Here is an 18286-nt window from a genome sequence, read left to right as displayed (position 1 = left end):
AATAGCGTCGCAAGACAACAGTGGAGCTAGTAGATGGCAACTATCAACCAGCTGGTACGTCAGCCGCGCAAGCGTATCGTCGAGAAATCCGACGTACCTGCGCTGCAGAACTGCCCGCAGCGTCGCGGTGTGTGCACTCGTGTGTATACCACCACGCCGAAAAAACCTAACTCGGCACTGCGTAAAGTATGCCGTGTGCGTCTGACCAACGGTTTCGAGGTTTCCTCGTACATCGGTGGTGAAGGCCACAACCTGCAAGAGCACAGCGTGGTACTGATTCGCGGCGGTCGTGTAAAAGACTTGCCAGGTGTTCGTTATCACACCGTTCGTGGTTCTCTGGATACCTCCGGCGTCAAAGGCCGTAACCAGGGTCGTTCCAAGTACGGTACCAAGAAGCCTAAGTAGTCTTTGGCTCCTGGGTAAAATTGCAGATTTCTATTTTTCTGAGTCGATAAGAGTAAGGTCGGGCGCATTCCTCTGGGGATGGTTGTCCCGGGCTAACCTGAAGACCGTTTGAGGGCTTATCCATGCCAAGAAGACGTGTAGCAGCCAAGCGCGAAGTGCTTGACGATCCAAAATACGGAAGCCAGATCCTGGCGAAGTTCATGAACCACGTGATGGAAAGCGGCAAGAAAGCCGTTGCCGAGCGTATCGTTTATGGCGCGCTGGACAAGGTTAAAGAACGCAAGAACAGCGACCCCCTGGAAATCTTCGAGAAAGCTCTCGACGCCATCGCTCCGCTGGTCGAAGTAAAGTCGCGCCGTGTTGGCGGTGCTACTTACCAGGTTCCTGTCGAAGTTCGTCCGTCCCGTCGTAATGCTCTGGCAATGCGTTGGCTGGTAGACTTCGCGCGCAAGCGCGGTGAGAAGTCCATGGCTCTGCGTTTGGCTGGCGAACTGCTGGACGCCGCTGAAGGCAAAGGTGCTGCGGTCAAGAAGCGTGAAGACGTGCACCGTATGGCCGAAGCCAACAAGGCTTTCTCGCACTACCGCTTCTAAATTCAGCGTCACTAATTTTGCGAGGGCTTTATGGCTCGTACTACTCCGATTAACCGCTACCGTAACATTGGTATCGTGGCTCACGTGGATGCTGGTAAAACCACCACCACCGAGCGCGTCCTTTTTTACACTGGCGTAAATCACAAGATGGGCGAAGTGCACGACGGCGCTGCGACCATGGACTGGATGGTGCAGGAGCAGGAGCGGGGTATCACCATTACTTCCGCTGCTACTACCGCCTTCTGGGCTGGTTCGAACAAGCAGTTCGACAAGTACCGCTTCAACATCATCGACACCCCCGGCCACGTTGACTTCACCATTGAAGTAGAGCGTTCGCTGCGTGTGCTCGACGGCGCTGTCGTAGTGTTCTGCGGCACCTCCGGTGTTGAGCCTCAGTCCGAAACCGTATGGCGTCAGGCCAACAAGTACGGCGTTCCGCGTCTCGTTTACGTGAACAAGATGGACCGTGCCGGTGCGAACTTCCTGCGCGTGATCGGTCAGATCAAGCAGCGCCTGGGTCACACCCCGGTGCCGATCCAGCTGGCCATCGGTGCAGAAGACAACTTCCAGGGTCAGATCGATCTGATCACCATGGAAGCGGTGTACTGGGACGACGCTGACAAGGGCATGACTTCTCGCCGTGAGCCGATCCCTGCCGAGCTGCAGGAGCTGGCTGAAGAATGGCGCAGCAACATGATCGAAGCTGCGGCTGAAGCGACCGAAGAGCTGATGAACAAGTACCTCGAAGGTGAAGAGCTCACCACCGAGGAAATCAAGGCGGCGCTGCGTCAGCGTACTATCGCTGGCGAAATCGTCCTGGCTGTTTGCGGTTCCTCGTTCAAGAACAAGGGCGTGCCCCTGGTTCTCGACGCCGTTATCGACTACCTGCCTGCTCCGACCGAAATTCCTGCGATCCAGGGTATCCACCCGGATCACGTGGAAGACGAAGATGCGCCGAAGTCCGAGCGCCACGCAGACGACTCCGAGCCGTTCGCGGCGCTGGCGTTCAAGATCGCAACCGACCCGTTCGTCGGCTCGATCACCTTTGCGCGCGTTTACTCCGGCGTACTGAGCTCGGGCGATGCTGTCCTGAACTCCGTAAAAGGCAAGAAAGAGCGTGTGGGCCGTATGGTTCAGATGCACGCCAACAGCCGTGAAGAGATCAAAGAAGTTCGCGCGGGCGACATCGCGGCCTTGATCGGCATGAAGGACGTCACCACTGGTGAAACCCTCTGCTCGCTCGAGAAGCCGATCATCCTCGAGCGGATGGACTTCCCGGAGCCGGTCATCTCGGTAGCTGTTGAGCCGAAGACCAAGGACGACCAGGAAAAAATGGGTATCGCACTGGGCAAACTCGCTCAGGAAGACCCGTCTTTCCGCGTCAAGACCGACGAAGAGACTGGTCAGACGATCATCTCCGGCATGGGCGAATTGCACCTGGACATCCTGGTTGACCGGATGCGCCGTGAGTTCAACGTCGAAGCCAACATCGGTAAGCCTCAGGTTTCCTACCGCGAGAAGATCACCAAGGACAACATTGAGATCGAAGGTAAATTCGTTCGTCAGTCCGGTGGTCGCGGTCAGTTCGGTCACTGCTGGATTCGTTTCTCGCAGCCTGACGTGGACGACAAGGGCAACATCACTGAGGGGTTGGTGTTCACCAACGAGGTAGTAGGTGGTGTGGTTCCGAAGGAATACATCCCTGCTATTCAGAAAGGCATCGAAGAGCAGATGAAGAACGGCGTCGTTGCCGGCTATCCGCTCATCGGTCTGAAAGCAACCGTCTTTGATGGTTCTTACCACGACGTCGACTCCAACGAGATGGCGTTCAAGGTGGCAGCCTCCATGGCGACCAAGCAACTCGCTGCCAAAGGCGGTGGTGTTGTACTTGAGCCGATCATGAAGGTTGAAGTTGTTACACCTGAGGACTACATGGGTGACGTGATGGGAGACCTGAACCGTCGTCGTGGTCTGATCCAGGGTATGGAAGATACGGTCTCCGGCAAGGTCATCCGCGCCGAAGTTCCGCTGGGCGAGATGTTCGGTTATGCGACCGACGTTCGTTCCATGTCCCAGGGTCGCGCGAGCTACTCTATGGAATTCTCCAAATACTCCGAAGCTCCGTCGAATGTCGTCGAAGCTATCGTTAAAAAACAAGGCTGATTCAGCCCCTTTAGGCTAGGAGTTCACTGTCGTGGCTAAAGAAAAATTTGAACGTAACAAACCGCACGTCAACGTTGGCACCATCGGTCACGTTGACCACGGTAAAACCACTCTGACCGCTGCTCTGACTCGCGTCTGCTCCGAAGTTTTCGGTTCGGCTCGTGTTGACTTCGACAAGATCGACAGCGCACCAGAAGAAAAAGCTCGTGGTATCACCATCAACACCGCACACGTAGAGTACGATTCGAACATTCGTCACTACGCGCACGTTGACTGCCCAGGCCACGCCGACTACGTCAAGAACATGATCACCGGTGCTGCCCAGATGGACGGCGCTATCCTGGTCTGCTCGGCTGCCGATGGTCCGATGCCACAAACCCGTGAGCACATCCTGCTGTCCCGTCAGGTTGGCGTTCCGTACATCGTTGTCTTCCTGAACAAGGCTGACATGGTTGACGACGCTGAGCTGCTGGAACTGGTCGAGATGGAAGTTCGTGACCTGCTGAGCACCTACGACTTCCCGGGCGACGACACTCCGATCATCATCGGTTCGGCTCTGATGGCTCTGAACGGCCAAGACGACAACGAGATGGGCACCACTGCTGTCAAGAAGCTGGTTGAGACTCTGGATACCTACATCCCAGAGCCTGAGCGTGCTATCGACAAGCCGTTCCTGATGCCAATCGAAGACGTGTTCTCGATCTCCGGTCGCGGTACTGTTGTTACCGGTCGTGTTGAGCGCGGTATCATCAAGATCCAGGAAGAAGTAGAAATCGTAGGTCTGCGCGACACTACCAAGACTACTTGCACTGGCGTTGAAATGTTCCGCAAGCTGCTGGACGAAGGCCGTGCTGGTGAGAACTGCGGCGTTCTGCTGCGTGGCACCAAGCGTGACGACGTTGAGCGTGGCCAGGTTCTGGTCAAGCCAGGCACCGTCAAGCCGCACACTCAGTTCGAAGCTGAAATCTACGTTCTGAGCAAGGAAGAAGGCGGTCGTCACACTCCGTTCTTCAAAGGCTACCGTCCACAGTTCTACTTCCGTACTACCGACGTAACCGGTAGCTGCGAACTGCCGGAAGGCGTAGAAATGGTTATGCCAGGTGATAACGTTAAGGTTTCCGTTACCCTGATCAAGCCAATCGCAATGGAAGACGGTCTGCGTTTCGCTATCCGTGAAGGCGGTCGTACCGTCGGTGCTGGCGTCGTAGCCAAAATCATCGCCTAAGCGTTGATTCATGAAAAAGCCCCCGCTTGCGGGGGCTTTTTTATTGGGTTGACACTGTGGTAGGTCGTCTATAGAATTGCGCCTCCTTTAATCGGGCGTATTGCGCTCGGTGGGAACAGCAATCGGAGTCTGGAATCCAATGCAAAATCAGCAAATCCGTATCAGGTTGAAGGCTTTTGACCATCGCCTGATCGACCAATCAACCCAGGAAATCGTGGAAACCGCGAAACGTACTGGGGCACAGGTGCGTGGTCCGATCCCACTGCCGACCCGTAAAGAGCGGTTCACCGTTCTGGTTTCCCCGCACGTCAACAAAGACGCGCGCGACCAGTACGAGATCCGTACTCATAAGCGTGTTCTGGACATCGTCCAGCCAACGGATAAAACCGTTGATGCTCTTATGAAGCTCGATCTTGCGGCCGGTGTGGAAGTACAGATCAGCCTCGGCTAAGACTCGGGTCTTGGTCGTGTAACGCTCTGAAATGGGCGGCCATAGCGGGTGAAAGCCCCGTACACTCATGAGGTTTACAACATGACTATTGGTGTAGTCGGTCGTAAATGCGGTATGACCCGTATTTTCACCGAAGAAGGTGTCTCCGTTCCGGTCACGGTCATTGAGATCGAGCCGAATCGCGTCACTCAGTTCAAAACCGAAGAAACCGATGGCTATCGTGCAGTGCAAGTCACTGTCGGTGAGCGTCGCGCTTCGCGTGTTACAGCTGCTCAGGCTGGTCACTTCGCCAAGGCGAACGTAGCCGCCGGTCGTACCGTCATGGAATTCCGTCTTGAAGAAGGCGACTACCAGGCCGGCGATCAGATCAACGCTGAAATCTTCGCTGCTGGTCAACTGGTTGATGTAACCGGTCAGTCCAAGGGTAAAGGCTTCCAGGGTACGATCAAGCGCTGGAATTTCCGTGGTCAGGATAACACCCACGGTAACTCCGTCTCCCACCGCGTTCCAGGTTCTATCGGCCAGTGCCAGACTCCTGGTCGTGTATTCAAGGGCAAGAAAATGTCCGGTCACATGGGCGCTGAGCGCGTGACCGTGCAGTCCCTCGAAGTAGTGCGCGTGGACGCTGAACGCAATCTGTTGTTGGTCAAGGGCGCTGTTCCTGGCGCTACTGGCGGCAACGTGGTTGTGCGTCCGGCAGCCAAGGCTCGCGGTTAAGGGGAAGCTGACATGCAATTAAATGTAAATGACGCTCAGGCAATCGAAGTTTCCGAACTGACATTTGGCGGCGAATTCAACGAGACGCTGGTGCACCAGGCAGTCGTGGCCTACATGGCTGGCGGTCGTCAGGGCAGCAAGCAGCAGAAAACCCGTTCTGACGTATCCGGTGGCGGTAAGCGCCCATGGCGTCAAAAGGGTACTGGCCGTGCTCGTGCCGGTACTATCCGTAGCCCGATCTGGCGCGGCGGTGGTACTACTTTCGCAGCTCGTCCTCAAGATCACACCCAGAAGCTCAACAAGAAGATGTATCGCGCAGCTCTGCGCTCCATCCTTGCTGAACTGGTCCGTACCGACCGTCTGGTTGTCGTTCAGGACTTCGCTGTTGAAGCGCCGAAGACCAAAGACCTGCTGAACAAGCTGAATGGCATGGGCCTGACTGACGTCCTGATCGTGTCTGACGCTGTTGACCAGAATCTGTACCTGGCTGCTCGCAACCTGCCGCACGTTGATGTTCGTGACGTCCAGGGTTCCGATCCAGTTAGTCTGATCGCATACGACAAAGTGTTGATCACTGTGTCGGCCGTGAAGAAATTCGAGGAGCTGCTGGGATGAACCAGGAACGCGTATTTAAAGTTCTACTTGGCCCGCACGTTTCCGAGAAGGCCACAGGTCTGGCTGACAAGAAAGGCCAGTACGTTTTCAAAGTTGCAACCGATGCAACCAAGCTGGAAATCAAGAAGGCCGTCGAAAGCCTGTTCAGCGTGAAAGTAGAGCGTGTCACTACCCTGAATGTTCTGGGTAAGAGCAAGCGCACTGCTCGCGGTCTGGGCAAGCGTAATGACTGGAAGAAGGCAGTTATCTCCCTTCAGCCAGGCCAAGATCTCGATTTCAGCAGCAGTGCTGAGTAAGGAAGGGGCGCATCATGGCAATCGTTAAATGCAAACCGACTTCCCCTGGCCGCCGTTTTGTGGTCAAGGTGGTCAACCAGGAGCTGCATAAAGGCGCTCCTCACGCACCGCTGCTCGAGAAAAAATCGAAGTCCGGTGGTCGTAACAACAATGGCCGTATCACTACACGTCACGTGGGTGGTGGTCATAAGCAGCATTACCGTCTGGTCGACTTCCGTCGCAACGACAAGGATGGCATCGCTGCCACCGTCGAGCGTATCGAATACGATCCAAACCGTACTGCTCACATCGCTCTGCTGCTGTACGCAGATGGTGAACGCCGCTACATCATCGCTCCTAAAGGCGTGAGCGCTGGCGACCAGCTGATCTCGGGCGCTCTGGCACCGATCAAGCCGGGTAACACCCTGCAGCTGCGCAACATTCCAGTTGGTAGCACCGTACATGGTATCGAGCTGAAGCCAGGTAAAGGCGCACAGATCGCACGTTCCGCTGGTGCTTCGGCTCAGCTGATCGCTCGTGAAGGTGTGTACGTTACTCTGCGTCTGCGCTCCGGTGAAATGCGTAAAGTACTGGCTGAATGCCGTGCAACGCTGGGCGAAGTCTCGAACTCCGAGCACAGCCTGCGTTCCCTGGGTAAAGCTGGTGCCAAACGCTGGCGTGGCGTTCGCCCAACCGTTCGTGGTGTTGCCATGAACCCGGTTGACCACCCACATGGTGGTGGTGAAGGTCGTACCTCCGGTGGTCGTCATCCGGTATCGCCGTGGGGCTTCCCGACTAAGGGCGCGAAGACTCGTGGTAATAAGCGTACCGACAAAATGATCGTCCGTCGTCGCAAGTAAATAGAGGGATACGACAGTGCCACGTTCTCTGAAAAAAGGTCCTTTTATTGATCTTCACCTACTGAAGAAGATCGAAGTGGCGGCGGAAAAGAACGATCGCAAACCAGTTAAGACCTGGTCGCGTCGTTCGATGATCCTGCCACAAATGGTCGGTCTGACCATTGCTGTGCATAACGGTCGTCAGCATGTACCCGTTCTCGTGAGCGAAGACATGGTCGGCCATAAACTGGGCGAGTTTGCCGGTACCCGCACTTATCGTGGGCACGTGGCAGACAAGAAAGCCAAGCGTTAAGGGGTAAGGAACGATGGAAGTAGCCGCTAAGTTGTCGGGCGCTCGAATCTCCGCCCAGAAAGCCCGCTTGGTCGCCGACCAGATCCGCGGGAAGAAGGTGGGCGAAGCGCTCAACCTGTTGGCTTTCAGCAGTAAGAAAGCCGCCGAGATCCTGAAGAAAGTGCTGGAGTCGGCTGTAGCCAACGCCGAGCATAACGAAGGCGCAGACGTTGATGACCTGAAGGTCTCCACCGTTTTCGTCAACGAAGGGCGTTCGCTGAAGCGCATCATGCCACGTGCCAAGGGCCGGGCTGATCGCATCGTCAAGCGGTCTTGCCATATCACTGTCAAGGTTGCTGACAAGTAACGGAGTCGAAGAGATGGGTCAGAAAGTACATCCCATTGGCATTCGCCTGGGAATCGTCAAGGAGCACACCTCCGTCTGGTACGCAGACGGTAAGACTTATGCGGACTATTTGCTCGCAGATCTGAAGGTGCGTGAGTATCTCCAAGACAAACTAAAAAGCGCGTCCGTTAGCCGTATCGATATCCATCGTCCGGCTCAAACAGCACGTATCACCATCCACACCGCTCGTCCCGGCATCGTGATCGGCAAGAAAGGTGAAGATGTTGAAAAACTGCGTCAGGACCTGACCAAGCAAATGGGTGTGCCTGTGCACATCAATATCGAAGAGATCCGCAAGCCGGAGCTCGACGGTATGCTGGTTGCCCAGAGCGTAGCTCAGCAGCTGGAGCGCCGTGTAATGTTCCGTCGCGCTATGAAGCGTGCCGTACAGAACGCAATGCGCATTGGTGCCAAGGGCATCAAAATCCAAGTGAGCGGTCGTCTCGGCGGTGCTGAAATCGCACGTACTGAATGGTATCGCGAAGGTCGTGTGCCACTGCACACCCTGCGTGCCGACATCGACTATGCCAACTACGAAGCTCACACCACCTACGGTGTGATCGGTGTAAAGGTTTGGATCTTCAAAGGCGAAGTAATTGGTGGTCGCCAGGAAGAGCTGAAGCCGCAAGCACCAGCGCCTCGTAAAAAAGCTGCTAAGTAAGGGGTACGCCAAATGTTGCAACCAAAGCGTACGAAGTTCCGCAAGCAGATGACCGGCCACAACCGTGGTCTGGCACTGCGCGGTAGCAAAGTCAGCTTCGGCGAGTTCGCGCTGAAGTCTGTAGCTCGTGGTCGTCTCACCGCTCGTCAGATCGAATCAGCGCGTCGTGCACTGACCCGTCACGTTAAGCGTGGCGGTAAGATCTGGATCCGTGTATTCCCGGACAAGCCTATTTCCAAGAAGCCCCTCGAAGTTCGTATGGGTAAAGGTAAGGGTAACGTCGAGTACTGGGTAGCCCAGATTCAGCCAGGCAAAGTCCTGTACGAAATCGAGGGTGTTTCTGAAGAGCTGGCGCGTGAGGCATTCGCCCTGGCCGCTGCAAAGCTGCCGCTCGCCACCTCCTTTGTTAAGCGGACGGTGATGTGATGAAAGCGAATGAACTTCGTGAAAAATCAGCACAGCAGCTGAACGAGCAACTGCTCGGCCTGCTGCGCGACCAGTTCAATCTGCGCATGCAGAAAGCAACTGGCCAGTTGGGGCAGTCTCACCTGCTCTCGCAAGTTAAGCGTGACATCGCTCGCGTGAAGACTGTGCTCAACCAGCAGGCAGGTAAGTAATCATGGCTGAAGCCGAAAAAACCGTCCGCACGCTGACCGGCCGCGTCGTCAGCGACAAGATGGACAAGACCATCACCGTTTTGATTGAGCGTCGCGTAAAGCACCCAATCTACGGTAAATACGTTAAGCGTTCGACTAAGCTGCACGCGCACGACGAAAGCAATCAGTGCCATATCGGCGACAAGGTCACGATTCGTGAAACTCGTCCGGTAGCCAAGACCAAGTCCTGGGCACTGGTTGATATTCTCGAACGCGCTGTGGAAGTCTAAGGGCTAGGGGTCGGAGAAATTATATGATTCAGACTCAATCCATGCTCGATGTGGCCGATAACAGCGGCGCTCGCCGCGTTATGTGCATCAAGGTGCTGGGTGGCTCCCATCGTCGTTACGCTGGTATCGGTGACATCATCAAAGTGACCGTCAAGGAAGCAATTCCGCGCGGTAAGGTGAAGAAAGGCCAGGTGATGACTGCTGTCGTAGTCCGCACTCGCCACGGTGTTCGTCGTGCAGACGGCTCCATCATCCGCTTCGATGGCAACGCTGCTGTTCTGCTGAACAACAAGCAAGAGCCGATCGGCACCCGTATCTTTGGGCCAGTGACCCGTGAACTTCGTAGTGAGAAGTTCATGAAGATCGTCTCGCTCGCCCCAGAAGTGCTGTAAGGAGATCCGACATGCAAAAGATTCGTCGTGACGACGAGATCATCGTGATCGCCGGCAAAGACAAAGGCAAGCGCGGTAAGGTGCTCAAGGTTCTCGCTGACGACCGTCTGGTCGTTGGTGGTGTCAACCTGGTGAAGCGTCATACCAAGCCTAACCCGATGTCGGGCGTACAAGGCGGTATCGTCGAGAAAGAAGCGCCTCTGCACGCTTCCAACGTCGCCATTTTCAACGGCGAAACCAACAAGGCTGACCGCGTTGGTTTCAAAGTAGAAGACGGTAAGAAAATTCGTGTCTTCAAGTCGACCCAAAAAGCGGTTGATGCTTGAACACTGCTAGGTAGAAGACCATGGCACGACTAAAAGAGATTTACCGGAAGGAAATCGCTCCGAAGCTTAAGGAAGAACTTAAGCTGGCGAACGTGATGGAAGTTCCGCGCGTTACCAAAATCACCCTGAACATGGGTCTGGGTGAAGCGATCGGTGACAAGAAAGTCATCGAAAACGCTGTTGCCGACCTGGAAAAGATCACCGGTCAGAAAGTCGTTGTGACTCACGCTCGGAAATCCATCGCTGGCTTCAAAGTCCGCGAAGGCTGGCCGATCGGTGTCAAGGTGACTCTGCGCCGTGACCGTATGTATGAATTCCTGGATCGTCTGCTGTCGATCTCCCTGCCTCGGGTCCGCGACTTCCGCGGCCTGAATGCCAAGTCCTTCGACGGTCGTGGCAACTACAGCATGGGCGTAAAAGAGCAGATCATCTTCCCGGAAATCGACTACGACAAGATCGATGCTCTCCGCGGTCTGGACATTACCCTGACCACCACTGCCAAGAACGATGAAGAAGGCCGCGCACTGCTGCGTGCTTTCAAATTCCCGTTCCGCAACTGATTGGAGTAGGAAAATGGCCAAGAAGAGCATGAAGAACCGTGAGCTGAAGCGTCAGCTCACCGTTGCCAAGTACGCCAAGAAGCGTGCAGAGCTGAAGGCAATCATCGTGGATCTGAACGCAAGTCCAGAAGCCCGTTGGGAAGCCACTGTTGCTCTGCAGAAGCAGCCACGTGACGCAAGCGCTGCGCGCATGCGTAACCGCTGCCGCCTGACTGGTCGTCCGCACGGCGTATACCGCAAGTTCGGCCTCGCCCGTAACATGCTGCGTCAAGCTGCAATGCGTGGTGACGTACCAGGTCTGGTCAAGGCCAGCTGGTAAGCCGTACATCAAGTTCGAACCCGGCGGTTTCGTCAGAAACCGACCGGGAGTAGAGCCTGAGCTTGAATCAAGCCCCTTATGGGGCTTGATTCATTTCTGGCGGAGGTCTAGAATTGCCGGCTCGCCTGAGCCCGTGTTTTTACCTGCCCGGAACATCTCTGCGACAAGCTGTAGCCGAAAGGCTAATTATTTTGTATTAGGAGCGTCTAGCCCATGAGTATGCAGGACCCGTTAGCGGACATGCTAACTCGTATCCGTAATGCCCAGATGGCTGAAAAGCCCGTCGTAAGCATGCCGTCTTCCACGTTGAAGGTGGCTGTAGCCAAAGTCCTGAAGGACGAGGGTTACATTGCGGGTTATCAGATCAGCAGCGAAACCAAGCCTTCGCTGTCCATCGAGCTTAAGTACTTCGAAGGCCGTCCGGTCATTGAAGAAGTTAAGCGCGTCAGCCGTCCAGGCCTGCGCCAGTACAAGTCCTCCGACGATCTGCCGAAAGTACGTGGCGGCCTCGGTGTGTCTATCGTCTCCACCAACAAAGGTGTGATGACGGATCGTGCTGCGCGCGCTGCCGGTGTCGGCGGCGAAGTGCTTTGCACTGTGTTCTAAGGGGGGATAAGCATGTCACGCGTAGCTAAGAACCCCGTTAAGTTGCCAGCCGGCGTCGAGATCAAACTCGTCGGTCAGCAGCTTTCGGTGAAGGGTGCCAAGGGCACTCTGGAACTGAACGTCCATTCGTCTGTTGAGATTGTTGAAGAAGCTGGTGAGCTGCGTTTTGCTGCTCGCAACGGCGATCAGCAAGCCCGCGCGATGTCTGGCACCACCCGTGCACTGGTCAGCAACATGGTCCAGGGCGTTAGCCAAGGCTTCGAACGCAAGCTGCAGCTGGTCGGTGTTGGTTACAAGGCGCAGGCAAAAGGCTCGGTCCTGAACCTGGCACTTGGCTTCTCGCACCCTGTGGATTACGAACTGCCGAATGGCATCACCGCTGAGACCCCCAACCAGACCGATATCCTGATTCGTGGTATCGACAAGCAGTTGGTTGGTCAAGTGGCCGCTGAGATCCGCGACTTCCGCCGTCCTGAGCCTTACAAAGGTAAGGGTGTGCGTTACGCGGACGAAGTCGTCCGTCGTAAAGAAGCCAAGAAGAAGTAGGGCATAGCAAATGACCGTCAAAAAAGTTACCCGACTGCGTCGCGCTCGCAAAGCACGCCTGAAGATGCACGAACTCGAAGTCGTTCGTCTCTGCGTGCACCGCTCTTCGCAGCACATTTATGCCCAGGTCATTTCGGCCGACGGCAGCAAAGTCCTGGCAAGCGCCTCGACTTTGGACAAAGAACTGCGTGATGGTGCCACCGGCAACATCGACGCGGCCACTAAGGTTGGCAAGCTGGTCGCCGAGCGCGCTAAAGCCGCGGGCGTATCGCAAGTGGCTTTCGACCGTTCTGGCTTCAAGTACCACGGCCGTGTCAAAGCGCTGGCTGATGCTGCTCGTGAAGGCGGGCTGGAGTTCTAAGTTATGGCAAATAACGACCAAAAACGCGACGAAGGCTACATCGAGAAGCTGGTTCAAGTTAACCGCGTGGCCAAAACCGTAAAAGGCGGCCGTATCTTCACTTTCACCGCGTTGACCGTGGTAGGTGATGGTAAAGGGCGTGTTGGCTTCGGCCGTGGCAAGTCACGTGAAGTGCCTGCTGCAATCCAGAAAGCGATGGAAGCTGCTCGCCGCAACATGATCCAGGTGGATCTGAACGGCACCACTCTGCAGTACGCAATGAAGTCCGCTCATGGCGCTTCGAAGGTGTACATGCAGCCTGCTTCCGAAGGTACCGGTATCATCGCCGGCGGCGCCATGCGCGCCGTGCTGGAAGTGGCTGGTGTCCAGAACGTTCTGGCCAAGTGCTACGGCTCGACTAACCCTGTAAACGTGGTTCACGCCACTTTCAAGGGTCTGAAGGGCATGCAGTCTCCTGAATCCATTGCTGCCAAGCGCGGCAAGAGCGTTGAGGAGATCGTCTGATCATGGCTACCGTTAAAGTAACGCTGATCAAAAGCATGACCGGCCGTATCCCTAACCACAAACTGTGCGTTAAGGGTCTGGGTCTGCGTCGCATCGGTCACACTGTAGAAGTACTGGATACTCCCGAGAATCGCGGGATGATCAACAAGGCTTACTACATGCTGCGAGTCGAGGGTTAATCGATGAAACTCAATGATCTGAGTCCTGCGCCGGGTTCCCGTCGCGAGAAGCATCGTCCGGGCCGTGGTATCGGTAGCGGTTTGGGTAAGACTGGTGGCCGCGGTCACAAAGGTCAGACCTCCCGTTCCGGTGGCACCATTGCTCCAGGTTTCGAAGGCGGCCAACAGCCGTTGCATCGCCGTCTGCCGAAGTTCGGTTTCGTATCCCTGAAGGCCATGGATCGCGCAGAAGTGCGTCTGTCCGAGCTGGCTAAAGTGGAAGGCGACATCGTAACTGTGCAGTCCCTGAAAGATGCCAACGTGATTAACCAGAACGTACAGCGCGTGAAAATCATGCTGTCGGGCGAAGTTACTCGCGCTGTCACCATCAAGGGTATCGCCGCCACCAAGGGTGCGCGCGCGGCTATCGAAGCAGCTGGCGGCAAGTTCGAGGAATAAATGGCTAAGCAAGGTGCTCTCTCAGCGCTCAGCAAAGGCGGGTTGTCCGAGCTCTGGGCTCGACTGCGTTTCCTGTTCCTGGCGATTATCGTCTACCGGATAGGTGCGCATATCCCAGTTCCAGGTATCAACCCCGACCGTCTGGCGGAACTGTTTCGACAGAATGAGGGGACCATTCTTAGCTTGTTCAACATGTTTTCCGGCGGCGCGCTGGAGCGGATGAGCATTTTTGCACTGGGGATCATGCCGTACATCTCGGCTTCGATCATCATGCAGCTCATGACCGCAGTCAGCCCGCAGCTGGAGCAGTTGAAGAAGGAAGGTGAGGCTGGTCGTCGCAAGATCAGCCAGTACACCCGCTATGGCACCGTCGTCCTGGCTCTGGTTCAAGCGATCGGCATGTCCGTTGGCTTGGCGGGGCAGGGCGTCTCTTTCTCTGGCGACCTGGGTTTCCATTTCGTGGCTGTCACCACCTTCGTGGCCGGTGCAATGTTCATGATGTGGCTGGGCGAGCAGATTACTGAGCGCGGTGTTGGCAACGGTATCTCGATGCTGATTTTTTCGGGTATCGTCGCCGGTCTTCCGAGGGCGATCGGGCAGTCTTTCGAGTCTGCACGTCAGGGTGATATCAACATTTTCGCTTTGGTCGCCATCGGTCTGCTGGCAGTAGCGATTATCGGTTTCGTGGTGTTCATTGAGCGTGGTCAGCGTCGTATCGCTGTTCATTACGCCAAGCGTCAGCAGGGCCGTAAGGTCTTCGCTGCGCAGACCAGCCACTTGCCGCTGAAAGTAAACATGGCTGGTGTGATTCCGGCCATTTTTGCGAGCAGCATCTTGCTGTTCCCGGCTTCGTTGGGTTCCTGGTTCGGTCAGTCTGAAGGTATGGGCTGGTTGCAGGACATCTCGCAGTCGATCGCTCCTGGTCAGCCGTTGAATATTCTGCTGTTTAGTGCAGGGATTATTTTCTTCTGCTTCTTCTATACGGCGTTGATGTTCAATCCGAAAGACGTAGCGGAAAACCTGAAGAAGTCCGGTGCCTTTATTCCGGGCATTCGTCCAGGCGAGCAGTCTGCGCGCTACATTGATGGCGTTCTGACCCGCTTGACCATGTTCGGTGCTCTTTATATGACGGCCGTGTGTCTGCTTCCCCAGTTCCTGGTGGTCGCGGCAAACGTACCGTTCTACCTTGGCGGGACCTCGTTGCTGATCGTGGTCGTGGTTGTGATGGACTTTATGTCTCAAGTGCAATCTCACCTCGTTTCGCACCAGTACGAATCCCTGATGAAGAAAGCCAACCTGAAGGGCTACGGCAGCGGCGGCATGCTGCGCTGAAGCACCCATAAGGTTCGAGGAGTTGGTGATGAAAGTTCGTGCATCGGTGAAAAAGCTGTGCCGTAACTGCAAGATTATTCGCCGCGAAGGTGTGGTTCGAGTAATTTGCAGCGCGGAACCACGTCATAAGCAGCGCCAAGGCTGATTGTGATTTGTGCTCAAGCCCAGCAGCTAGTGCGCTGCTGGGTTGATTAATCGTTACTACAGCGATATTATCTCGCGCCCTATTTCTTGGCTTCCGGGGCGTAGGTAGCTGTCAATTGGAGTCCCACTGAATGGCCCGTATTGCAGGCGTTAACATTCCAGATAACAAGCATACTGTTATCTCGCTGACCTACATCTATGGTGTTGGTCGCACCACCGCACAGAAAATCTGTGCGACCACCGGGGTAAACCCGGCTGCGAAGATCAAGGATCTGAGCGACGAGCAGATTGAACAGCTGCGTGGCGAAGTGGCGAAGTTCACCACTGAAGGTGACCTGCGTCGCGAAATCAACATGAAAATCAAGCGCTTGATGGACCTGGGCTGCTACCGCGGTCTGCGTCATCGTCGTGGTCTGCCGGTTCGCGGTCAGCGTACCAAGACCAACGCGCGTACTCGCAAAGGTCCGCGTAAGCCGATCCGCAAGTAATCGCACCAGCGCAACGACAGGAATTTAGTCATGGCAAAACCTGCTGCTCGTCCTCGTAAAAAAGTTAAAAAGACAGTGGTTGATGGCATCGCCCACATCCACGCGTCTTTTAACAACACCATCGTCACCATCACCGATCGTCAAGGTAACGCTCTGTCCTGGGCTACCTCCGGCGGTTCGGGTTTCCGTGGTTCCCGCAAGTCCACGCCGTTCGCTGCTCAGGTAGCTGCTGAACGCGCTGGTCAAGCTGCGCTGGAGTACGGTCTGAAGAACCTCGACGTCAATGTCAAGGGTCCAGGCCCAGGTCGTGAATCCGCTGTCCGTGCATTGAACGGCTGTGGCTATAAGATCGCCAGCATCACCGACGTGACGCCAATCCCGCACAACGGGTGCCGTCCGCCGAAGAAGCGCCGCGTGTAATCCAGGAGACTGTAAGAAATGGCTCGTTACATTGGTCCAAAATGCAAACTTGCTCGTCGTGAAGGCACCGATCTCTTTCTGAAGAGCGGCGTTCGCGCTATCGAATCCAAGTGCAACATCGAAGCAGCTCCAGGCATCCACGGTCAGCGCCGCGGTCGCCAGTCCGATTACGGCACCCAGCTGCGTGAAAAGCAAAAAGTACGTCGTATCTACGGTGTTCTCGAGCGTCAGTTCAGCGGCTACTACAAGCAAGCCGCCGGCAAGAAAGGTGCAACCGGTGAAAACCTGCTGCAACTGCTCGAATGCCGTCTGGACAACGTCGTATACCGCATGGGCTTCGGCTCGACTCGTGCCGAATCGCGTCAGCTGGTTTCGCACAAGTCGGTCAGCGTCAACGGCAAGACCGTTAACGTTCCTTCTTACCAAGTACGCGCTGGTGACGTCGTCGCTATCCGCGAAAAGGCCAAGAATCAGCTGCGTATTGTCCAGGCTCTCGAACTGTGTGCCCAGCGTGGCCGCGTAGAATGGGTAGAAGTAGACACTGAGAAGAAGTCGGGCGTTTTCAAGAACGTTCCAGCTCGCAGTGATCTATCCGCCGACATCAACGAAAGCCTGATTGTCGAGCTCTACTCCAAGTAAGGGCTAGAAAATAGGTGCATCCATGCAGATTTCGGTAAATGAGTTCCTGACACCCCGCCACATTGATGTGCAGGTTGTCAGTCCAACCCGCGCCAAAATCACGCTCGAGCCTCTCGAGCGTGGTTTCGGCCATACCCTGGGCAACGCGCTTCGCCGCATTCTGTTGTCCTCCATGCCCGGCTGTGCAGTAGTCGAGGCCGAGATTGACGGTGTGCTCCACGAGTACAGCGCCATCGAAGGTGTACAGGAAGACGTCATTGAAATCCTGTTGAACCTTAAAGGTCTGGCTATCAAGCTGCACGGTCGAGACGAAGTTACGCTGACCTTGTCGAAGAAGGGTTCGGGGGTGGTTACCGCTGCCGATATTCAGCTGGATCATGATGTCGAGATCGTTAATCCCGATCACGTAATCGCTAACCTGGCGTCTAACGGCGTCCTGAACATGAAGCTCGTCGTAGCTCGTGGTCGTGGTTATGAGCCGGCAGACTCGCGTCAAAGCGATGAAGACGAAAGCCGCAGCATTGGTCGCTTGCAGCTCGACTCTTCGTTCAGCCCGGTACGTCGTATCGCATACGTGGTGGAAAACGCCCGTGTCGAGCAGCGTACTAACCTGGACAAGCTGGTTATTGATCTGGAAACCAACGGTACCCTGGATCCTGAAGAGGCCATCCGTCGTGCTGCAACCATCCTGCAACAGCAGTTGGCTGCGTTCGTCGACCTCAAGGGTGACAGTGAGCCAGTGGTAATCGAACAGGAAGACGAGATCGATCCGATCCTGCTCCGTCCGGTTGACGATTTGGAACTGACTGTACGTTCGGCTAACTGCCTCAAGGCGGAGAACATCTACTACATCGGCGACCTGATTCAGCGTACCGAAGTAGAGCTGTTGAAAACTCCAAACCTTGGGAAGAAGTCTTTGACTGAGATCAAAGATGTTCTGGCCTCCCGTGGTCTCTCCCTCGGCATGCGCCTCGACAACTGGCCGCCGGCAAGTCTTAAGAAGGACGACAAGGCTACGGCCTGATCGTCGTAATCACCGAACGTCAGTTTGGTAAGGAATGAACCATGCGTCATCGTAAAAGTGGACGTCACCTGAGCCGTACCAGCTCGCACCGTAAGGCCATGTTCCAAAACATGGCAGTGTCGCTGTTCGAGCACGAGCTGATCAAAACTACCCTGCCGAAAGCCAAGGAACTGCGCCGCGTTGCCGAGCCGCTGATCACCCTGGCCAAGGAAGACAGCGTAGCTAACCGTCGTTTGGCTTTCGACCGTACCCGTTCGAAAGAAATCGTCGGCAAGCTGTTCAACGATCTGGGCAAGCGCTATGCAACCCGTCAGGGCGGCTACCTGCGTATCCTCAAGTGCGGTTTCCGCGCTGGCGACAACGCGCCTATGGCGTACGTCGAGCTGGTTGATCGTCCTGTCGGTGGTTCTGTAGAAGCCGCTGAATAAGACATCAGTCTTGAACAAGAAACCGGGCCCAGCGCCCGGTTTTTTGTTTTCT

32 protein-coding genes are annotated in these 18286 nt (G+C 55.6%); all 32 read left to right on the top strand.

The window, feature by feature from the left end; translation table 11 throughout:
* The first annotated feature begins 33 nt into the window (after positions 1-33).
* The 32 genes from rpsL to rplQ all read left to right on the top strand — a co-directional run bounded on the left by rpsL (position 34) and on the right by rplQ (position 18234).
* On the top strand, positions 34-405 hold the full coding sequence (gene rpsL, locus TRP66_RS22635) for a 30S ribosomal protein S12 (protein ID WP_002555494.1): 372 nt from the start codon (positions 34-36) through the stop codon (positions 403-405).
* Positions 406-527: 122 nt separating this feature from the next.
* Entirely contained in the window at positions 528-998 is a 471-nt protein-coding gene (rpsG, locus tag TRP66_RS22630) for a 30S ribosomal protein S7 (protein ID WP_010490886.1), read from the top strand.
* Between the two features lie 30 nt (positions 999-1028).
* Complete coding sequence (gene fusA / locus TRP66_RS22625; RefSeq protein WP_333407622.1) at positions 1029-3161, top strand: elongation factor G; 2133 nt, start codon at positions 1029-1031, stop codon at positions 3159-3161.
* Positions 3162-3192: 31 nt separating this feature from the next.
* Complete coding sequence (tuf, locus tag TRP66_RS22620; RefSeq protein WP_333407620.1) at positions 3193-4386, top strand: elongation factor Tu; 1194 nt, start codon at positions 3193-3195, stop codon at positions 4384-4386.
* Between the two features lie 139 nt (positions 4387-4525).
* Positions 4526-4837 (top strand): 30S ribosomal protein S10, encoded by a 312-nt coding sequence (gene rpsJ, locus TRP66_RS22615; RefSeq protein ID WP_003186070.1) that lies wholly within the window; start codon positions 4526-4528, stop codon positions 4835-4837.
* A gap of 81 nt (positions 4838-4918) precedes the next feature.
* Positions 4919-5554, top strand: a complete 636-nt coding sequence (gene rplC / locus TRP66_RS22610; RefSeq protein ID WP_333407618.1) for a 50S ribosomal protein L3 — start codon at positions 4919-4921, stop codon at positions 5552-5554.
* A 12-nt stretch (positions 5555-5566) separates the two neighbouring features.
* A complete protein-coding gene (gene rplD / locus TRP66_RS22605) occupies positions 5567-6169 on the top strand; it encodes a 50S ribosomal protein L4 (RefSeq protein ID WP_125831864.1) in 603 nt (200 codons plus the stop codon).
* Complete coding sequence (rplW, locus tag TRP66_RS22600; protein ID WP_333407615.1) at positions 6166-6465, top strand: 50S ribosomal protein L23; 300 nt, start codon at positions 6166-6168, stop codon at positions 6463-6465. Before rplD ends, rplW begins: the two co-directional genes overlap by 4 nt.
* A 14-nt stretch (positions 6466-6479) precedes the next feature.
* Entirely contained in the window at positions 6480-7304 is an 825-nt protein-coding gene (gene rplB, locus TRP66_RS22595) for a 50S ribosomal protein L2 (RefSeq protein WP_117163585.1), read from the top strand.
* A 16-nt stretch (positions 7305-7320) separates the two neighbouring features.
* Positions 7321-7596: a 30S ribosomal protein S19 gene (rpsS, locus tag TRP66_RS22590; protein WP_004883670.1), complete on the top strand. Its 276-nt coding sequence runs from the start codon at positions 7321-7323 to the stop codon at positions 7594-7596.
* A gap of 13 nt (positions 7597-7609) precedes the next feature.
* The gene (gene rplV / locus TRP66_RS22585) at positions 7610-7942 is read left to right on the top strand and encodes a 50S ribosomal protein L22 (protein WP_002555485.1); all 333 of its coding nucleotides are present in this window, start codon (positions 7610-7612) and stop codon (positions 7940-7942) included.
* 13 nt (positions 7943-7955) lie between these two features.
* Positions 7956-8642 (top strand): 30S ribosomal protein S3, encoded by a 687-nt coding sequence (rpsC, locus tag TRP66_RS22580; protein WP_333407605.1) that lies wholly within the window; start codon positions 7956-7958, stop codon positions 8640-8642.
* A 12-nt stretch (positions 8643-8654) separates the two neighbouring features.
* Positions 8655-9068 (top strand): 50S ribosomal protein L16, encoded by a 414-nt coding sequence (gene rplP / locus TRP66_RS22575; protein WP_003228729.1) that lies wholly within the window; start codon positions 8655-8657, stop codon positions 9066-9068.
* Positions 9068-9259 (top strand): 50S ribosomal protein L29, encoded by a 192-nt coding sequence (gene rpmC, locus TRP66_RS22570; RefSeq protein WP_002555481.1) that lies wholly within the window; start codon positions 9068-9070, stop codon positions 9257-9259. The genes rplP and rpmC overlap by 1 nt, the downstream gene beginning before the upstream one ends.
* A 2-nt stretch (positions 9260-9261) precedes the next feature.
* On the top strand, positions 9262-9528 hold the full coding sequence (rpsQ, locus tag TRP66_RS22565; protein ID WP_333407590.1) for a 30S ribosomal protein S17: 267 nt from the start codon (positions 9262-9264) through the stop codon (positions 9526-9528).
* 23 nt (positions 9529-9551) lie between these two features.
* Positions 9552-9920, top strand: coding sequence for a 50S ribosomal protein L14 (gene rplN, locus TRP66_RS22560; protein WP_003243907.1), 369 nt, complete (start codon positions 9552-9554; stop codon positions 9918-9920).
* Positions 9921-9931: 11 nt separating this feature from the next.
* Positions 9932-10246, top strand: a complete 315-nt coding sequence (gene rplX, locus TRP66_RS22555; RefSeq protein WP_333407582.1) for a 50S ribosomal protein L24 — start codon at positions 9932-9934, stop codon at positions 10244-10246.
* 20 nt (positions 10247-10266) lie between these two features.
* Positions 10267-10806: a 50S ribosomal protein L5 gene (gene rplE / locus TRP66_RS22550; protein ID WP_333407580.1), complete on the top strand. Its 540-nt coding sequence runs from the start codon at positions 10267-10269 to the stop codon at positions 10804-10806.
* Positions 10807-10819: 13 nt separating this feature from the next.
* Positions 10820-11125: a 30S ribosomal protein S14 gene (gene rpsN, locus TRP66_RS22545; protein WP_333407578.1), complete on the top strand. Its 306-nt coding sequence runs from the start codon at positions 10820-10822 to the stop codon at positions 11123-11125.
* A 213-nt stretch (positions 11126-11338) separates the two neighbouring features.
* A complete protein-coding gene (gene rpsH, locus TRP66_RS22540; protein ID WP_333407576.1) occupies positions 11339-11731 on the top strand; it encodes a 30S ribosomal protein S8 in 393 nt (130 codons plus the stop codon).
* 12 nt (positions 11732-11743) lie between these two features.
* The gene (gene rplF / locus TRP66_RS22535; protein WP_333407574.1) at positions 11744-12277 is read left to right on the top strand and encodes a 50S ribosomal protein L6; all 534 of its coding nucleotides are present in this window, start codon (positions 11744-11746) and stop codon (positions 12275-12277) included.
* 10 nt (positions 12278-12287) lie between these two features.
* Positions 12288-12638 carry a 50S ribosomal protein L18 gene (rplR, locus tag TRP66_RS22530; protein ID WP_002555473.1) on the top strand — a complete coding sequence of 117 codons (351 nt, stop codon included), beginning with the start codon at positions 12288-12290 and terminating at the stop codon, positions 12636-12638.
* A 3-nt stretch (positions 12639-12641) separates the two neighbouring features.
* On the top strand, positions 12642-13142 hold the full coding sequence (gene rpsE, locus TRP66_RS22525; protein ID WP_333407563.1) for a 30S ribosomal protein S5: 501 nt from the start codon (positions 12642-12644) through the stop codon (positions 13140-13142).
* A 2-nt stretch (positions 13143-13144) separates the two neighbouring features.
* Positions 13145-13321 carry a 50S ribosomal protein L30 gene (gene rpmD, locus TRP66_RS22520; RefSeq protein ID WP_003186033.1) on the top strand — a complete coding sequence of 59 codons (177 nt, stop codon included), beginning with the start codon at positions 13145-13147 and terminating at the stop codon, positions 13319-13321.
* A 3-nt stretch (positions 13322-13324) separates the two neighbouring features.
* Complete coding sequence (rplO, locus tag TRP66_RS22515) at positions 13325-13759, top strand: 50S ribosomal protein L15 (RefSeq protein ID WP_007924183.1); 435 nt, start codon at positions 13325-13327, stop codon at positions 13757-13759.
* Complete coding sequence (gene secY / locus TRP66_RS22510; RefSeq protein ID WP_333407559.1) at positions 13760-15091, top strand: preprotein translocase subunit SecY; 1332 nt, start codon at positions 13760-13762, stop codon at positions 15089-15091.
* Between the two features lie 28 nt (positions 15092-15119).
* Entirely contained in the window at positions 15120-15236 is a 117-nt protein-coding gene (gene rpmJ, locus TRP66_RS22505) for a 50S ribosomal protein L36 (protein WP_002555468.1), read from the top strand.
* A gap of 130 nt (positions 15237-15366) precedes the next feature.
* Positions 15367-15723 (top strand): 30S ribosomal protein S13, encoded by a 357-nt coding sequence (gene rpsM / locus TRP66_RS22500; RefSeq protein ID WP_004883692.1) that lies wholly within the window; start codon positions 15367-15369, stop codon positions 15721-15723.
* A gap of 30 nt (positions 15724-15753) precedes the next feature.
* Positions 15754-16143 (top strand): 30S ribosomal protein S11, encoded by a 390-nt coding sequence (gene rpsK / locus TRP66_RS22495; RefSeq protein WP_002555466.1) that lies wholly within the window; start codon positions 15754-15756, stop codon positions 16141-16143.
* 18 nt (positions 16144-16161) lie between these two features.
* A complete protein-coding gene (gene rpsD / locus TRP66_RS22490) occupies positions 16162-16782 on the top strand; it encodes a 30S ribosomal protein S4 (protein WP_333407476.1) in 621 nt (206 codons plus the stop codon).
* Positions 16783-16804: 22 nt separating this feature from the next.
* Positions 16805-17806, top strand: coding sequence for a DNA-directed RNA polymerase subunit alpha (locus tag TRP66_RS22485; protein ID WP_333407473.1), 1002 nt, complete (start codon positions 16805-16807; stop codon positions 17804-17806).
* 41 nt (positions 17807-17847) lie between these two features.
* Positions 17848-18234: a 50S ribosomal protein L17 gene (gene rplQ, locus TRP66_RS22480; RefSeq protein ID WP_002555463.1), complete on the top strand. Its 387-nt coding sequence runs from the start codon at positions 17848-17850 to the stop codon at positions 18232-18234.
* Positions 18235-18286: the final 52 nt, after the last annotated feature.

Origin of the sequence: Pseudomonas sp. JDS28PS106 (genome assembly GCF_036706555.1) — a bacterium.
In the GTDB taxonomy this organism is placed as follows: domain Bacteria; phylum Pseudomonadota; class Gammaproteobacteria; order Pseudomonadales; family Pseudomonadaceae; genus Aquipseudomonas.
The sequence above is the reverse complement of the archived record's forward strand: the minus strand, read 5'-3'. Positions and strand labels throughout refer to the sequence as shown.

Excerpts from the sequence above, each read along its gene's own strand:
- rpsD (WP_333407476.1), top strand. The coding sequence starts at position 16,162 with ATGGCTCGTTACATTGGTCCAAAATGCAAACTTGCTCGTCGTGAAGGC.
- rplF (WP_333407574.1), top strand. The coding sequence starts at position 11,744 with ATGTCACGCGTAGCTAAGAACCCCGTTAAGTTGCCAGCCGGCGTCGAG.
- rpsC (WP_333407605.1), top strand. The coding sequence starts at position 7,956 with ATGGGTCAGAAAGTACATCCCATTGGCATTCGCCTGGGAATCGTCAAG.
- rplP (WP_003228729.1), top strand. The coding sequence starts at position 8,655 with ATGTTGCAACCAAAGCGTACGAAGTTCCGCAAGCAGATGACCGGCCAC.
- rpmC (WP_002555481.1), top strand. The coding sequence starts at position 9,068 with ATGAAAGCGAATGAACTTCGTGAAAAATCAGCACAGCAGCTGAACGAG.
- rplD (WP_125831864.1), top strand. The coding sequence starts at position 5,567 with ATGCAATTAAATGTAAATGACGCTCAGGCAATCGAAGTTTCCGAACTG.
- rpmJ (WP_002555468.1), top strand. The coding sequence starts at position 15,120 with ATGAAAGTTCGTGCATCGGTGAAAAAGCTGTGCCGTAACTGCAAGATT.
- rpsK (WP_002555466.1), top strand. The coding sequence starts at position 15,754 with ATGGCAAAACCTGCTGCTCGTCCTCGTAAAAAAGTTAAAAAGACAGTG.
- rplR (WP_002555473.1), top strand. The coding sequence starts at position 12,288 with ATGACCGTCAAAAAAGTTACCCGACTGCGTCGCGCTCGCAAAGCACGC.
- rpsQ (WP_333407590.1), top strand. The coding sequence starts at position 9,262 with ATGGCTGAAGCCGAAAAAACCGTCCGCACGCTGACCGGCCGCGTCGTC.
- rpsN (WP_333407578.1), top strand. The coding sequence starts at position 10,820 with ATGGCCAAGAAGAGCATGAAGAACCGTGAGCTGAAGCGTCAGCTCACC.
- rpsH (WP_333407576.1), top strand. The coding sequence starts at position 11,339 with ATGAGTATGCAGGACCCGTTAGCGGACATGCTAACTCGTATCCGTAAT.
- rplX (WP_333407582.1), top strand. The coding sequence starts at position 9,932 with ATGCAAAAGATTCGTCGTGACGACGAGATCATCGTGATCGCCGGCAAA.
- rplW (WP_333407615.1), top strand. The coding sequence starts at position 6,166 with ATGAACCAGGAACGCGTATTTAAAGTTCTACTTGGCCCGCACGTTTCC.
- rpsE (WP_333407563.1), top strand. The coding sequence starts at position 12,642 with ATGGCAAATAACGACCAAAAACGCGACGAAGGCTACATCGAGAAGCTG.
- rplO (WP_007924183.1), top strand. The coding sequence starts at position 13,325 with ATGAAACTCAATGATCTGAGTCCTGCGCCGGGTTCCCGTCGCGAGAAG.
- rplE (WP_333407580.1), top strand. The coding sequence starts at position 10,267 with ATGGCACGACTAAAAGAGATTTACCGGAAGGAAATCGCTCCGAAGCTT.
- rpmD (WP_003186033.1), top strand. The coding sequence starts at position 13,145 with ATGGCTACCGTTAAAGTAACGCTGATCAAAAGCATGACCGGCCGTATC.
- rplC (WP_333407618.1), top strand. The coding sequence starts at position 4,919 with ATGACTATTGGTGTAGTCGGTCGTAAATGCGGTATGACCCGTATTTTC.
- rplQ (WP_002555463.1), top strand. The coding sequence starts at position 17,848 with ATGCGTCATCGTAAAAGTGGACGTCACCTGAGCCGTACCAGCTCGCAC.
- rplN (WP_003243907.1), top strand. The coding sequence starts at position 9,552 with ATGATTCAGACTCAATCCATGCTCGATGTGGCCGATAACAGCGGCGCT.
- TRP66_RS22485 (WP_333407473.1), top strand. The coding sequence starts at position 16,805 with ATGCAGATTTCGGTAAATGAGTTCCTGACACCCCGCCACATTGATGTG.
- rpsM (WP_004883692.1), top strand. The coding sequence starts at position 15,367 with ATGGCCCGTATTGCAGGCGTTAACATTCCAGATAACAAGCATACTGTT.
- secY (WP_333407559.1), top strand. The coding sequence starts at position 13,760 with ATGGCTAAGCAAGGTGCTCTCTCAGCGCTCAGCAAAGGCGGGTTGTCC.
- rplB (WP_117163585.1), top strand. The coding sequence starts at position 6,480 with ATGGCAATCGTTAAATGCAAACCGACTTCCCCTGGCCGCCGTTTTGTG.
- fusA (WP_333407622.1), top strand. The coding sequence starts at position 1,029 with ATGGCTCGTACTACTCCGATTAACCGCTACCGTAACATTGGTATCGTG.
- rpsJ (WP_003186070.1), top strand. The coding sequence starts at position 4,526 with ATGCAAAATCAGCAAATCCGTATCAGGTTGAAGGCTTTTGACCATCGC.
- rpsL (WP_002555494.1), top strand. The coding sequence starts at position 34 with ATGGCAACTATCAACCAGCTGGTACGTCAGCCGCGCAAGCGTATCGTC.
- rpsG (WP_010490886.1), top strand. The coding sequence starts at position 528 with ATGCCAAGAAGACGTGTAGCAGCCAAGCGCGAAGTGCTTGACGATCCA.
- rplV (WP_002555485.1), top strand. The coding sequence starts at position 7,610 with ATGGAAGTAGCCGCTAAGTTGTCGGGCGCTCGAATCTCCGCCCAGAAA.